9 protein-coding genes are annotated in these 14,759 nt (G+C 73.6%); 5 read left to right on the top strand and 4 right to left on the bottom strand.

Going from position 1 to position 14,759, the window contains the following annotated elements:
• Positions 1-27 precede the first annotated feature (27 nt).
• Together ABZ624_RS08730 and ABZ624_RS08725 are read left to right on the top strand one after the other, a co-directional pair.
• Positions 28-2,103 (top strand): asparagine synthase-related protein, encoded by a 2,076-nt coding sequence (locus tag ABZ624_RS08730; RefSeq protein WP_360084098.1) that lies wholly within the window; start codon positions 28-30, stop codon positions 2,101-2,103.
• A gap of 264 nt (positions 2,104-2,367) precedes the next feature.
• On the top strand, positions 2,368-5,715 hold the full coding sequence (locus tag ABZ624_RS08725) for a BTAD domain-containing putative transcriptional regulator (RefSeq protein ID WP_360084096.1): 3,348 nt from the start codon (positions 2,368-2,370) through the stop codon (positions 5,713-5,715).
• Positions 5,716-5,721: 6 nt separating this feature from the next.
• Here ABZ624_RS08725 and ABZ624_RS08720 read toward each other — a convergent pair whose 3' ends face one another.
• Both ABZ624_RS08720 and ABZ624_RS08715 read right to left on the bottom strand, forming a co-directional pair.
• A complete protein-coding gene (locus ABZ624_RS08720; protein WP_360085170.1) occupies positions 5,722-7,605 on the bottom strand; it encodes a sigma-70 family RNA polymerase sigma factor in 1,884 nt (627 codons plus the stop codon).
• A gap of 205 nt (positions 7,606-7,810) precedes the next feature.
• The gene (locus tag ABZ624_RS08715) at positions 7,811-8,554 is read right to left on the bottom strand and encodes a helix-turn-helix domain-containing protein (RefSeq protein WP_360084094.1); all 744 of its coding nucleotides are present in this window, start codon (positions 8,552-8,554) and stop codon (positions 7,811-7,813) included.
• A gap of 376 nt (positions 8,555-8,930) precedes the next feature.
• Between ABZ624_RS08715 and ABZ624_RS08710 the strand changes: the two genes are divergently transcribed.
• Positions 8,931-10,310 (top strand): NAD(P)/FAD-dependent oxidoreductase, encoded by a 1,380-nt coding sequence (locus ABZ624_RS08710; RefSeq protein WP_360084092.1) that lies wholly within the window; start codon positions 8,931-8,933, stop codon positions 10,308-10,310.
• A 131-nt stretch (positions 10,311-10,441) separates the two neighbouring features.
• The gene (locus tag ABZ624_RS08705) at positions 10,442-12,094 is read left to right on the top strand and encodes a SpoIIE family protein phosphatase (RefSeq protein ID WP_360084090.1); all 1,653 of its coding nucleotides are present in this window, start codon (positions 10,442-10,444) and stop codon (positions 12,092-12,094) included.
• A 194-nt stretch (positions 12,095-12,288) separates the two neighbouring features.
• On the opposite strand, the gene ABZ624_RS08700 is transcribed toward ABZ624_RS08705, so the two are convergent.
• Positions 12,289-13,578, bottom strand: a complete 1,290-nt coding sequence (locus ABZ624_RS08700; RefSeq protein ID WP_360085167.1) for an MFS transporter — start codon at positions 13,576-13,578, stop codon at positions 12,289-12,291.
• A gap of 110 nt (positions 13,579-13,688) precedes the next feature.
• Between ABZ624_RS08700 and ABZ624_RS08695 the strand changes: the two genes are divergently transcribed.
• Entirely contained in the window at positions 13,689-14,240 is a 552-nt protein-coding gene (locus ABZ624_RS08695) for a MarR family transcriptional regulator (RefSeq protein WP_351249887.1), read from the top strand.
• A gap of 290 nt (positions 14,241-14,530) precedes the next feature.
• Here the strand turns inward: ABZ624_RS08695 and ABZ624_RS08690 are convergent.
• Positions 14,531-14,759: hypothetical protein (locus tag ABZ624_RS08690; RefSeq protein ID WP_360084088.1), on the bottom strand; the 229-nt coding region annotated here is incomplete at its 5' end.

The following is a 14,759-nucleotide window of genomic DNA, read 5'->3' as shown; positions in this document are numbered from 1 at the left end:
TGTTGTCCACAGCCTGTGGAGGCGTCGATGCGGTGGTTGGTGGGTTGGAGCAGCACCGCCGCGGGCGTCACCGGGATCGGCACCGCGGGCGCCACCGGTTACGACGGCGAGACCCTGCACCCGGTCGGCTCCCATCTCCTGTGGGGCGACCCGGATCCACTGTGGGCCGTCGGCGACTGGCGCCCGGACGAGGTGCGCGTGGTGCGGGCCGACGCGGACAGCCACATCGCCGTCCTCGGCATCTGCGGCGCCTCCGACGACGAGCTCAGACGCGGCCTGTTCACCGCGCGCGGGGGCGCACTGCGCCATCTGACGGCCTGGCCCGGCAGTTACACGGCGGTCGTCAAGGCCGGCCGGCGCATCACCGTCTGCGGCGATCTCGCCGGCGCCCGTCCGGTCTTCCACACCCCCTGGGCCGGCGGCACCGCCTACGCCACCGCCGCGCTGCCCCTCGCCGACCTCATCGAGGCCAACCTCGACTTCGCCCACCTGGCCGCCCTGCTCGCCGCCCCGGAGGTACCGGCCGCGGTGCGCGACAGCACCCCGTACGAGGGTGTGCGGCGCGTTCCGCCGGGGCACGCGCTCGTGCTGCGCGCCGGGGCGCGCGAGATCGCCGGATACGAGCCGGTCGCCTCCCTCGCCGTGGCCGCCGCCCCCGCCGACCCGGAACGCGCCGTTGACGCCGTACGCGACGCCCTCGTGGAGGCGGTCCGCACCCGGCTGTCGGCACCGCGGCACGTGCCCGGCCTCGACCCCGGGCCGGTGCCCGGCATGGGCCCGGCCGAGCGGCGGGCCCGGCGCGGGATGCCCGCGCCCGGCATCGGCGCCGACCTGTCCGGCGGCCCCGCCTCGGGCACCCTCGCGCTGCTGGCCGCCGGGCTGCCCGGCAGACCCGGCACGCTCCTCGGCCACGGCACCGGCGCGGGCGAACGGCTCGTCGCCGTCACCTTCAACGACCTGGCGGTGGCCGGCCGCGAGGCCGAACTCGAACGCGCCGGAGCCCTCGCCGCCAACCCCCGCCTGCACCACATGGTGGTCACCGGCGCCGAGGAGACCCTGCCGTACGCCGACCTCGACGGCCCCCTCACCGACGAACCGGGGCCCTCGCTGGTCATGGCCGCCCGGCACCGCGCCCGGCTCGCCGCCGGCAGCGCCGACCACTTCACCGGCCACGGCGCCCGGCAGGTCCTGGACGCCCACCCGGCCCGCCTCGCCGACCTCCTCATGGACCGCAAACGGCGCCATCTGGTCCGCCCGGTCGCCGCGCTCGCCAAGGCCGACGGCTCGGTGATGGTCCCCGCGCGCGTGTACGGCGCCGCCCGCCGCCTCGCCCGCACGCCCTACCGGACCGGCCTGGAGGTGCTGGCCGAGCGGCTGATGCGGCGCCGCTTCGACGAGCCCAAAGGGGCGGTCGGCGCGTCCCTCGCCGCGCTGACCTGGGCCAGACCCGGGCCGGCGGCCCGCTGGCTAACGGGGGAGGCCCTGGCTGAAGTATCGGTTCTTCTCCAGTCGGAGGCGGACCGCTCGGCAACCGGCGTCCAGCGTCCCGGCGACTACCGCGCGCGTGCCGCCCTCGCCCGCTACGCCGCCGACCTGCGCGTCCTGGAACAGGCCGCCGAGATCCGCTCCCAGCGCCTGCACGCGCCGTTCCTCGACAACCAGGTCGTCCGCGCCTGCCGCACCCTGCCCGAAGCCCTGCGCGTCCAGCCCGGCGCCCGCGCCGCCATCCTCCGTACGGTCCTGGAGGGCGCCGGCGTCACCGACCTGCCGCCCGGCTGGGGCGCCCCCTCGCACGCCTCCTCGGCGGCAGCGGCACGCGCGGGCCTGCGCGTGGCGGCCGACCCCCTGCTGGACCTCTTCTCCACGCCCCTCCTCGCCGACGCCGGCCTGGTGGAGGCGCACGTCATCCGCAAGGCGCTCCGCGGCGCCGCCGCCGGCGACCCCCTGCCCCTGGACGGCCTGGCCGACCTCATCTCCCTCGAACTCTGGCTCCACCGCCTCCTCTCCCGCCGAGGCACCTGCTGGACGGGAACCCCGGCACGCGCCCGTGCGGTGCCCTCCGGGATTCAGCCGAGGAGGGGAGCTCTGGCCTCCGGCGCTTGAGGAGGGTTGCAAAGGGCCGGTACTCCGCCGTACCCGTCTGCGGCCGCGCCGTGGCCGGCCGCGCAGTTCCCCGTGCCCCGGGCCCCGGGGGGAGCCGCAGTGCCGCCGGCCGCCGAGGCGCCGCAGCGGCACCTCTCAGCGAGCAGCGCCCGACCCCGCCCCAGCCGCAGCACAGGGCACCGAGACAGCACCCCTCGGTGAAACCCCGTCGCCCCACCCCGCACCCCCCGCCACAATGACCGGGTGCGGTACAGAATCCTGGGCGTGACCGAGGCGGCAGACGACCAGGGCACCCCCGTACCCGTCGGCGGCCCACGCCTGCGCGCACTCCTCACCGCCCTGTCCCTCCGCCCGGGCCGCACCACCACTCCCGAAACCCTCATCGAGGAGATCTGGGCCGACGCCCACCCGGACGACCGCCCCAGCGACGCTGCCGCCGCCCTCCAGGCCCTCGTCGGCCGCCTCCGCCGGGCCCTCGGCAGGCAGACCGTCAGCTCCACCCCCGGCGGCTACCGCCTGGAGGCGACCGAGGACGACATCGACCTGTTCGTCTTCGAGCGCCTCACCCACACCGGCACCAAGGCCCTCACCGAGGGCGACCCCGCCACCGCCCACCGCACCCTCACCGAGGCCCTCGCCCTCTGGCACGGCCCCGCCCTCGCCGACCTGCCCGACCGCACCGCCGCCACCCGCCCGGAGGCCCTGCGCCTGGCGGCGACCCGCGCCCGCGCCGCCGCCGCCCTGGACGTGGGCCGCGCCCCGGACGTCGTACCGGAGCTGACGGAACTCACCGCGGCCCACCCGCTGGACGAGCCCCTGCACGCCCTCCTCATCCGCGCCCTGCGCGACACGGGCCGCACCGCCGACGCCCTCGCCGCGTACGAGTCCGCCCGCCGGACCCTCGCCGACACCCTCGGCGCCGACCCGGGTCCGGAACTCAAGGCCCTGCACGCGTCGTTGCTCCAGCAGGAACCACCACAGCAGCCGGTACCCCGGTCACAGCCACCCACGTCACCCACGCCCCCGACGACGCCGGCCCCCGCCCCGCCCCCGGAGCGCACCGGCAACATCCGCCCCCGTCTGACGTCCTTCGTCGGGCGGGAACCCGAACTCGAGGCCATTCGTTCCGATGTGCACAGGGCCCGCCTGGTCACGCTCACCGGACCGGGCGGCTCCGGAAAGACCCGCCTCGCCGAGGAGGCCGCCGCAGGGCTTCCGCAGGCATGGCTGGTCGAGCTGGCCCCGCTCGACCATCCGGAGGCGGTGCCCGGCGCGGTGGTCAGCGCCCTCGGTCTGCGCGAGACCGTGCTGCTGACCAACGAGCTGGCGACCCCGCAGGCCGACCCCGTCGCCCTGCTGATCGAGTACTGCGCCCCGCGCAGCCAACTCCTGGTCCTTGACAACTGCGAACACGTCATCGGCGCGGCCGCCACCCTCGCCGAGACCCTCCTCACCCACTGCCCGGGGCTCACGATCCTCGCGACCAGCCGCGAACCCCTGGGCGTCCCCGGTGAGTCGGTGCGCCCGGTCGAGCCCCTCGTCCCGGAGCAGGCGCACCGCCTGTTCGCCGAGCGCGCGAAGGCCGTCCGCCCCGACGCCGACGCGGTGCTCGCCGACACCGAGGCCGTGGCGGAGATCTGCCGCCGCCTGGACGGACTGCCGCTCGCCATCGAGCTGGCCGCCGCCCGGCTCAGGCTGCTGACCCCACGGCAGATCGCCGACCGGCTCGACGACCGCTTCCGTCTGCTCACCTCCGGAAGCCGCACGGTCCTGCCCCGCCAGCAGACCCTGCGCGCGGTCGTCGACTGGTCCTGGGACCTGCTGGACGAGCGCGAGCGGACGGTGCTGCGCGAGGCCTCGGTGTTCGCCGGCGGCTGGGACCTCACGGCTGCCGAGGCCGTGTGCACCGGCCCGGCGGCCGACCTGATCGGCGCCCTGGTCGACAAGTCCCTCGTCGTCGCCGCTCCGGACGCCACGGGCGGCATGCGCTACCGCATGCTGGAGACCATCCACGAGTACGCCACCGAGCGCGCGGCAGAGGTCCCCGGCCTGCGCGCCACGGCCGAGCGCCGGCACCGCGCGTGGGTGCGGGCACTGGCCGAGGAGGCCGAGCCGCGCCTGCGGTCGGCGGACCAGCTGCCCTGGATCTCCCGCCTGGAAACCGAACTGGACAACGTCCGGGCGGCCCTGGACCGCTCCGTCCGCGCCGGCGACGAGGCGGAGGCGGGTGCGATCGTCCTGGCCATCGGCTGGTTCTGGTGGCTGCGCAACCACCGTCAGGAGGCGGTGTCCTGGGTCCGGCTGGTCCTGCGCCTGGGCGTGGCCCTGGACACCCGCGCGGCTTCCCGTCCCTCCGGGCCTCCTGTGGACACCGCCGGCGACCCGGAGGCGCTGATGGCCCTGGTGCAGTCGGCCGACCCGATCGGCGCCCTCGTCGCCTCCCCCGACGGCGAGGCCGGGCACCCGCTGCGGGAGCTGCGCATGGACCTGCGGATGCTCGACCTGTTCCTGACCTCCGAGTCGAACCCCGAGCACCTCGGGGCCGACCCCCGGGCCCCGGAGTACATCGCGCGCGTCCGGGCCGCCTTCGAGCACGGCGGTCCCCGCGCCGCCCGCCTCCCGGGCATCGTCTGGCCGCTGACCGCCTACTACCTGGGCGGCTCGGAGGACCTCGGCCCGGCACTGACCGGGGCCGTCGCCAACTGCCGTGCGTACGGCGGTGACTGGGAGGTCGGCGTCTCCCTGATGTACCGCACCCACACGATCGTCGACTCCGCGGGCAACCTGCGGGGCGTGGACGAGGACCTCGCCGAGCTGCGGACGCTCAGCCGGCGGGTCGGTGACCGCTGGATGCGCGCCCAGGTGTGCAGCGCGGCGGGCGAGGCGGCCATGGCGCGCGGCCGGTTCGACGAGGCACGCGGCGAGTACGAGGAGGCGCTGCGCCTGGCCTACGAGGTGGGGGCCTACGCCGAGTCGCCGTTCCTGAAGGCGCGGCTCGCCGAGATCGCCTACCGCTCCGGTGACACGAGGGCCGCGCTGGCCGCCCTGGACGAGGCGGGAGCGGCGGCCGACCGCTACGCGGTGCCGGAGTCACGCGCCTTCGTACTGCTGCTACGCGCTCACATCGCGCTGCACCAGAAGGAGACCGCTCGTGCCCGCGAGCTGTACGAGGCCACGTGCGTGGTGACACGCGGCGGTACCCCGCCGCCGCAGTTCGTGGCGGCCCTGCGCACCATCGAGGCGTTCATCGCCGCCGAGGACGCGGGCCCCGAGCACGGGCTGCCGATCCTCGCGGAGGCGCTGCGCGAGGCCGTGGCCCAGCGGTGCTCCGAGGCGATCACGGCATCGCTGGTGGACGGCGCCGCGGGGCTGCGGGCCCGGTGCGGTGATCTGGCCGGTGCGGTGCGGCTGTTCGCCGCGGCGGACCGCTGGCGCGACGGCAATCCACGTCCCGAGCCGGAGCGCGGCGAGGCCGCCCGGGTGCAGTCCGAAGCCCGTGCGGCCCTGCCAGCCGGGCGGTACGCGGCCGAGTGCGCCCGGGGCGCGTCCCTCGACGTGGCCGGTGTGCTGCGGGAACTCGGCGTGCCGAAGGCCGCCGTGGAGCGCGGCTGAGAACGGCTACCGGCAGGTGAACCGGGACTCCGCCCAGTCCGCGAGTGCCGCCCGGTCGAAGAGGTTGCTGTGCGGCCGCACGACGAGCCGTACGGTCCTGCGCCCGGTCAGGTCCACATGGACGGGCACGGCCCGGTCGTTGCCCTTGACCATCCCGGACCGCCACAGCCGGACCCCGTCGGCGTAGACCGAGAAGGACACCTTGCCGAGGCCGAGGGTCATGTCGTCCACGCCTGCCAGTGCGTCGTAGGCGGTGCACTGCCGGTTGAGGGCGACAGTGACGGAGGACTCGCCGTGCACGGTCACCCCGCGCGCGTACCGCGTGCCGCCGACCGACATGCCGTAGCGCTGCCACACCCAGCTGCTCGCGCCCAGCCGGATCTCGGGCCGGGTGCCGTCGCCGGTGAGGTCGTAGTCGAGGTCGCTCAGCTCGTAGACGGTGGGCGCCGGCGGTGGCGTGGGCTTCGGGGTCGGCTTCGGCGTGGGGTCGGGAGCCGGTGTCGGCGTGGGCGTCGGCTTGGGTGCCGGTGTCGGCGTGGGTTGCGGCGTCGCCGTCGGCGCGGGGATGGGAGTGGCCGGCTCGGGGGCCGGTACGACCGGCTCGTGAGCGGGCTTCTTCGACGGCTGCAACGGCTGCAACGGCTTCGGCGGGGGCGGCTTGGGCGGCTCGGAGCGCACGACGGGCGCGGGCGGCGACGGCTTGACCGCCTCCTTCGCCGGTGGGTGACCGTTGTTCACCAGGGCCAGCGCCACCGCGGCGGCGGCCACCGCGACCACACCGGCCGCGATCCCCGCCTTCACCGGCGCCCCGAGCGCCTCGGAGGCCGCGGCACCGCCCGCACCGCCGGACGAGCCGGAGGCCGCCGCCGCGGCACCTGCCGCCCCGGCCCCCGCGCTGCCGGCGACGATCCCGAGCGCCTTGGCGTACCCGGCGGCCCCGAACCAGCCGATGACCGCGACCGGGACGACGCCGGGGATACCGCTGGCGACCTCCTCGATCTGCGCGGCCGCCAGCCGGCACCTGGCGCATTCCTCCAGGTGTTTGCGCAGGCCCCGCTCGGCGCGGATGCGCAGTTTGCGACGGGCATAGGTGCCGAGTTGGTCGGCATAGCGGGCGCACTCCTCGTCGCCGGCGAGGGATGCGCTGACATGGGCCTGGAGATAGGCCTGCTTCAGACCCTCGCGCGCCCGGCTGGCGAGGACCCGGGTGCCGTTGGCATCCAGCCCGAACAGCACGGCGACCTCGCTCGGCGACTCGTCCTCCACCTCGGTGTGCCACAGCACCGCCTGCCAGCGCTCGGGCAGCGAGCGGAAGGCCCGCATGGCCAGGGACTGCTCGGCCTCGTGCATCGCGCGCACATCGGCGCCGGGGTCCCATGCGTCGTCGTCGGACACTTCGGAGGCACGCGAGGCCTGCCGGGAGAAGACGGCGAAGTCGTCCACGAGCTGCTCGCGCCGGGCCGACTTGGCCCAGTGCGCGGCGACGCGCCGCACGGAGGTCAGCAGATAGGCCCGGACGGCGTGTTGGGGCCCCGCTCCGCCGCGCACCGCCTGCAGCATCCGGGCGAAGACCTCCGCCGTCAGGTCGTCGGCGGTGTGCCCGTCCCGGCAGCAGGTGCGCGCATACCGCCGTACGGAGTCCGCGTGCCGCCGGTAGAGCTCCGCGTACGCGGAGTCGTCACCGCCGCGCATCCGCTCGACCAGCTCACCGTCGTCGGGCGGTATCTCCAGGGACGGCGGCAGCACACTGCCCCCGCGCTGGGCGGGCACGCTCCGCCCACCGGGGGAAGCCGGACGCCCGCCCTGGTGCGGGACCTGGGGCGGGGTCAGCCCGGCGGCCTCCGCGCTCGCGTCGTCACCGCGTGACTCGTCCCGCCCGCCAACGCCCATCGTCACCGGCTCAGGGTGTCACATTGCCCTTTGCCCAAGGACCGTGTGTTCACGGCATCCACTCATCCGAGGGCTCTGGTCAGCACAGGTCTCCGGTCACCACCGGAACGAGTGAGGGGCGCGGGGCCGTGTCGCGCACCCCGCACCCCTCAACCCGGAACCGACCCTCGAACCCCTACGCAGGCCGAGACCGCCCCTCGAACCCCTACGCAGGCCGAGACCGAAGCCCCTCCAGCAAGATATCCAGCAGCCGGGCAGAAGCCGCAGCCTGCTGAGCCGCATCCGGCAGAGACGGCGCCGCCGTGGCGATCACCAGCAGCACATCCCCCACGGACACATCCGCCCGCAGCTGACCGGCCGCCCGAGCCCGCTCCACGAGCTGCCCGACGACATCGAGCAACGCCCCGACCCCGCCGTCATCCGCGGACTCGCCCGGCACCAGCCGCAGCTCACCACTCGCCGGCTGCACCCGCTGCTGAGGCACCCGAGCCTCCTCGGCGGGCCCGGCCGAACCGGCGGAGCCGACCAGCACCTGCGGCGGCAGCAACCGGCCCGCCCCCGACGCCACGGACGTCCGCAGGAACCGCGACAGCGCCGACCACGGCTCGTCCTCCTGACCGAGCGCGGCCCGCGCCTGCTCGGTCAGCCGCGCCGTCTCCTCCTCGGCTATCCGCCGCACCAGCACGTCCTTGCTGGGAAAGCGCCGGTACACCGTGCCGACGCCCACCCGCGCGCGCCGCGCCACGTCCTCCATCGGCGCCCCGTACCCCAGCTCGCCGAAGACCTCACGCGCCGCACGCAGCACGTGCTCCAGATTGCGCTGTGCATCCACCCGCAACGGCGTTGTGCGCGCCCCGTCCGCGCGCCCGTTGCCCGCCGCCGCGCTCACCGCGCCACCGCCGGACGCGATCGCGGTTGCAGCTGACCAATGCGTGTCCTGAACATGCATGTGTTCCCCCGGTGATGACGTCTCCCCCCGGAGACTCCCCGCCACTGAACGCGGAGTGCGCGGAACATGCGTCGGTCTCGACCGGGTCCGCCCGTCGCGGCACCCGTTCGACCACAGTCCCTACACCCCGTCGACACACGAACATAGTTGAGAGGGAGTCAATTCAGAAGGGGCAGGTTCCGCACAGTGCGCCCCCCGATCGGAGTACGGGTCTCGTACGTCCCGTTTCCTCACCTTCCATCCGCCTCGCCCGCCCCCGCTGACCTGCTCCCTTTCGTCCCGCCCGGACACCGCGCCCGGCCCCGCGGGCACCCGGCCACCGGTCACACAAATTGCCGGGGCTGTGGACAAACACCTGCGCCGGGTGCGTCATGGGATGGTGAAGGAACGTGCGCGCATTCTGGTTGTCGGCGGCGGCTACGTCGGGATGTACACGGCCCTGCGTCTGCAGCGGAAGCTGAAGGGCGAGCTCAAGCGGGGTGAGGTCGACATCACCGTCGTCACCCCCGACCCCTACATGACGTACCAGCCGTTCCTTCCCGAAGCAGCCGCGGGGTCGATCTCCCCTCGCCATGTCGTCGTACCGCTGCGCCGGGTGCTGGACCAGTGCCACGTCGTCGTCGGCGAGGTCACCTCCATCGACCACGCGGTACGCACCGCAGCCGTCCACACGCTCGCCACCGCCGAGGAGGGCAGCGCGGCCGAACTCCTCGGCTACGACGAACTCGTCCTCGCCCCCGGCTCGATCTCCCGGACGCTGCCCATCCCCGGCCTCGCCGAGTACGGCATCGGCTTCAAGACCGTCGAAGAGGCCATCGGCCTGCGCAACCACGTCATCGAGCAGATGGACATCGCCTCCTCCACCCGTGACCCCGCGATCCGCGACGCCGCCCTCACCTTCCTCTTCGTCGGCGGCGGCTACGCGGGTGTGGAGGCGCTCGCCGAGCTGGAGGACATGGCCCGCTACACCGCGCGCTACTACCACAACGTCCGCCCCGAGGACCTGAAGTGGATCCTCGTGGAGGCCTCCGACCGGATCCTGCCCGAGGTCGGCGCCGAGATGGGCAGCTACACCGTCACCCAGCTGCGCCGCCGCAACATCCAGGTCCTCCTGAACACCCGCCTGGACTCCTGTGCCGACCGCGTCGCCGTCCTCAGCGACGGCCAGCGCTTCCCGACCCGTACGGTCGTGTGGACCGCCGGCGTCAAGCCCAGCCCCCTGCTCGCCGCGACCGACCTGCCGCTCACCGAGCGCGGCCGGCTGAAGTGCACCGCCCAGCTGACCGTCCAGGGCGTGGAACACGCCTGGGGGGCGGGCGACGCGGCGGCCGTACCCGACGTCACCGCCGCCGAACCCGGCACCGAGACCGCGCCGAACGCCCAGCACGCCGTCCGCCAGGCCAAGGTCCTCGGCGACAACATCGCCCACGCGCTGCGCGGCGAGCCCCTTCAGACGTACGCCCACAAGTACGTCGGTTCGGTCGCCTCCCTCGGCCTGCACAAGGGGGTCGCCCAGGTCTACGGGCGCAGGCTGAAGGGCTACCCTGCCTGGTTGATGCACCGCGTCTACCACCTCAGCAGGGTGCCCACCGTCAACCGCAAGGCCCGCGTCCTGGCGGAATGGACCCTCGCCGGGCTCTTCAAACGGGAGATCGTCTCGCTCGGTTCACTCGAACATCCGCGAGCGGAGTTCGAACTCGCGGCCGGTGGAAAGCCTCCTCACAGCCCCTCGGACAACCCGAAGGGGTCGTCCTGACCGGACCCAGGAACTACCCGGCCCGCCCAGGCGTCTGACGGATGTCGCCGCGGCGCCGCCCCTGCCAGACTGCCCCACGTCCGCGGACGGGCCACCCACCCGCCCACAGCACCCACGAGGCTTCTTCCCAAGTGAACTTCACGCGCTGGAGCGCCCGGCTCCCCGGAACGCAGCGCCGCGCCGCCGCGCGGACCGAGACCCCGGTCTCCCCGGACCGGCGGGGGGAAGGCTCCGTGCCCGCGGCCCGCGCCGAACAGCCGGCCGACGGCACACTCCCGGTGCCCGCCGTCGACGAACTGCCCGCGCGCGACGTCCTCGACCGCGTCCCCGCCCTCGTCGCGCTCGTGCACGGCCCGGACCACCGCATCGGCTACGTCAACGACGCCTACACGGCGGCCTTCGGCGCACGGCCCACGGGCACGCCCGCGCGGGAGGCGCTCCCGGAACTCGCCGAACTGGGCCTGCTCCCGCTCCTCGACCAGGTGCTGCGCAGCGGCAAGCCCCGCACCCTGAAGTCCCGCAAGGCCGACGACGGCCGCTCCTACACCTTCACCTGCACCCCCGTCGCCGAGGACGGCGACCGCGACGGCGGCGTGCTCGTCTTCGCCACCGACGTCACCGACCACGCCGAGGCCGCCGAACGCCTGCGCGCCAGCGAACGCCGCCAGCGCGAGACCGCCGTCACCCTCCAGCGCTCCCTCCTCCCGCAGGAACTGGAACAGCCCGACGACCTCCGGATCGCCGCCACCTACCAGCCCGGCGGCACCGAGGCCGCGGTCGGCGGCGACTGGTACGACGTGATCACCCTCGGCGGCGGCCGCACCGCCCTGGTCATCGGCGACGTCATGGGGCGAGGGGTGCGCGCGGCGGCCGTGATGGGCCAACTGCGGACGGCCGTCCGCGCCTACGCCCGCCTCGACCTGCCCCCGCACGAGGTGCTCCAGCTCCTCGACGGCCTCGCCACCGAGATCGACCCCAACCAGATCGCCACCTGCGTCTACGCCGTCCACGACCCCAACGAGGGCCGCCTGGTCTACGCCTCCGCCGGCCACCTGCCCATCCTGGTCCGCGACGAGAACGGCACGGTCTCCCGCGCCGACGAACCCACCGGCCCGCCGCTCGGCACCGGCGGCTGGATCCACTCCTCCGGCTCCATCGCCCTCGGCCCCGGCGCCACCGCCGTCCTGTACACCGACGGCCTGGTCGAGCGCCGCGACGAGGACCTGGACGAGGGCATCGCCGCACTCGAACGCGCCCTCGCCGGCGCCACCGGCACCCCGCAGGTCGTCTGCGACCGCCTGGTCCGCTCGGCCGGCGTCACCGCCGACCACGACGACGACGTCGCCGTCCTCGTCCTCCAGCACCCCGCCCGTACGGGCCCCGACGGCGACCTCTTCCGCAACGCCGCCCTGGAACTCCTCGGCGGCGTCGAAGCAGCCCCCCGCGCGCGTGCCTTCGCCACCGGCGTCCTCACCAGCTGGCGCTTCCCCGCCGAACTGCACGACCTCGGCGTCCTCGCCACCAGCGAACTCGTCGCCAACAGCCTCCAGCACGGCACCCCGCCCATGCGCCTGCGTCTGCGCCGCACCGACCGGCGCCTGATCATCGAGGTCACCGACGGCGACGACCATCTGCCCCGGCGCCGCCGCGCAGAACCCGGCGACGAGTCCGGCCGGGGCATCGCGATCGTGGCGACGATCGCCTCCAGCTGGGGCTGCCGTCGCACTCCGGGCGGCGGCAAGGCGGTGTGGTGCGAGTTCGTCCTGCCGAAGGGAAAGCACTGACCGGCGGGCCTACCCCGCGACCGGTGTCAAAAGCTCACTCGCCCGGCTGATCCGCGACCAGCTCGCCGACCACACCGCCCCGGACGGCACAGCGACGCCTCCGTTCACCGCCGGCCTGGTCACGGCGACCCGCTGACCCGTACGCGAAAACGGCCGCCACCCGAAAGTGACGGCCGTCGCGGACCACGAGGGGCTCACGCCTCCGCGGCAACCGGCTCGGCAGGAGCCCCACCACGGGTGACCACCCGGGACCCGCGCGCCGGCCACGGCCGGTCCTGTACGGGGGTGAGCCGTCGCCCGAGCCGCAGCGCCAGGACGGTGATCCCCAGCGAGAACAGCAGGAAGGTCACGATGTACGGCGCGTGCAGCGAGGCGCCCAGGGGCCCGCCCACCGCCGGACCGACGGCCAGCGCCAGCTGCTTGACCAGCGCGAACGCCGAGTTGTACTGACCGGCCATGCCCTCCGGCGCCAGATCGGCGACCAGCGGCGCGACCGTCGGCGACAGCATCGCCTCACCCAGCCCGAACAGCGCGTACGTCGACACGAAGGCGGCCGTCGCCATCTCCTGGCTGCCGTGCCCCAGCCCCGCGTACCCGGCGGCCAGCCAGGCGACGGCCCAGATCAGGCCCACCCCGGCGATCACCCGGGACCGCCGACGCCGCTCCACGAACTTCAGCACGGCGAACTGGGCGACCACGATCATCAGCGTGTTCGCGGCCAGGGCCGTCCCCAGCGCGGAGGTGGATATCCCCGCGGCCTCGACGCCGTACGCGCTCAGCCCGGACTCGAACTGGCCGTAGCAGGCGAAGAACAGCACGAAGCCCAGCACACACAGCTGCACCATCGCCCGGTTCCCGAGCAGCTGCTTCCAGCTGCCCTTCGCCGACCCCGCGGGGGCCTCCTCCATCCGCGGCGAGTGCGGCATCCGCACCGTCGCCATCACACCGACCAGCAGCAGGAACATCGCCGCCTCGATCGCGAACAGCAGCGTGAACGACGACACGCGCGTGGTGTCGACGAGATGACCGCCGATGAGGCCACCTATGCCGAGCCCCAGGTTCTGCAGGAAGAACTGCGTCGCGAACGCCCGGGACCGGGTGTCGGCCGAAGAGCAGTCCACGATCATCGTCGCCAGCGCCGGCTGCATCACGGCCTGCCCGGCGCCGAGCGCCGCGGCCGACAGCAGTACGGCGGCGGCACTGCTCGCCAGACCCAGGCTCAGCGCGCCGAGCGCGGCGGTGACCAGGGCGGCGAGCAGGACCGGCAGCGGGCCGCGCCGCACGATCGCCCTGCCGGCGAACGGCAGGACGATCAGCGCGGCCACGGCGAAGACGGCGAGCACGAGTCCCGCCGTCATGGCTCCCAGGCCCCGCACCTGCGCCACATAGACGTACAGGTACGGGACCGTGAAGCCGAGCCCGAACGCGCTGAGTGCGTTGCCCACGTGGATCCGGCGCATCGCTGCGCCCATCGCCCTGGTCACGTTCACCTCTCTCAGTAGTTAGGAGTGAAGACTTCGAAGCTAAAGTTCGAAGCTAAAGAGTACACATCGAAGGACTTCAAGGCAAAGCTGCCGCGTGCGATACTGCGGCCATGGCCGACACAGCCCCCGACGTCACAGAGCCGACACTCGAAGAGCAGATCGCCGCCTACCAGCGCGAGTTCCGGGACCTCGATCCCCAGGTCGAGAAGATCGTCTCGGCGCTGTCCCGGCTCAACCGCCGCATGAACGTCGCCTACGGCCGCCAGACCGCCGCCCTCGGCATCAGCAACGCCGAGTGGGAGGTCCTCAAGGCACTCGTCCTCTCCGGCGCCCCCTACCGCATGGGCCCCGGCGACCTCGCCAAGCGCCTCGGCCTCACCCCGGCCGCGATGACCCACCGGATCGACCGCATGGTCTCCGAAGGATTGGTCACCCGGGAACGGGACGAGTCCAACCGCGTCCGAGTCATCGTCGAGCTGACCCCGGAGGGACGAGAGAAGTGGCTGGAGGCAATGCGCCTGGCGACCGTCTTCGAGGAGGACCTGCTCCAGGACCTCACACCGGCGGAGCGAGCGGTCCTCGGCGAGGTCCTGACCAGGCTCCTGATCAGGGTGGAGCACGCCCAGCCGGACGCCGGCGGTCGCCTCAGCGACCTCGACTGAGGGCACGGAAAAGATCTTGACAGGGGCGGGTTGACACACCCCTCCCCGTTCCGTAAAGTTCTTCGGGTTGCCACGGAGGCGTAACGGTTCCGCAGCAACACCTCAGCCGCCCCGAGCGGCACCCCTCACACCATCAGCACGATCTCCCACACGGGTTGATTTCGGCGTGCCCGAATTCAATTCGAATGGGAAGCCCGGTGACCCGATTGGGAATCGCCGAGCGGATCCGCTAAGGTTTGAGACGTCGGAACGGCCCAGCGGCCGGGAAGACAAACCCCCCTGACTGGGAGTCAGACGCCGAAAGGATCTGATAGAGTCGGAACCGCCGGAAAGGGAAACGCGAGAGCGGGAACCTGGAAAGCACCGAGGAAATCGGATCGAGAAAAGATCTGATAGAGTCGGAAACGCAAGACCGAAGGGAAGCGCCCGGAGGAAAGCCCGAGAGGGTGAGTACAAAGGAAGCGACCGTTCCTTGAGAACTCAACAGCGTGCCAAAAATCAACGCCAGATATGTTGATA

Source organism: Streptomyces sp. NPDC007205, assembly GCF_040634095.1.
GTDB lineage: Bacteria > Actinomycetota > Actinomycetes > Streptomycetales > Streptomycetaceae > Streptomyces.
The sequence above is the reverse complement of the archived record's forward strand: the minus strand, read 5'-3'. Positions and strand labels throughout refer to the sequence as shown.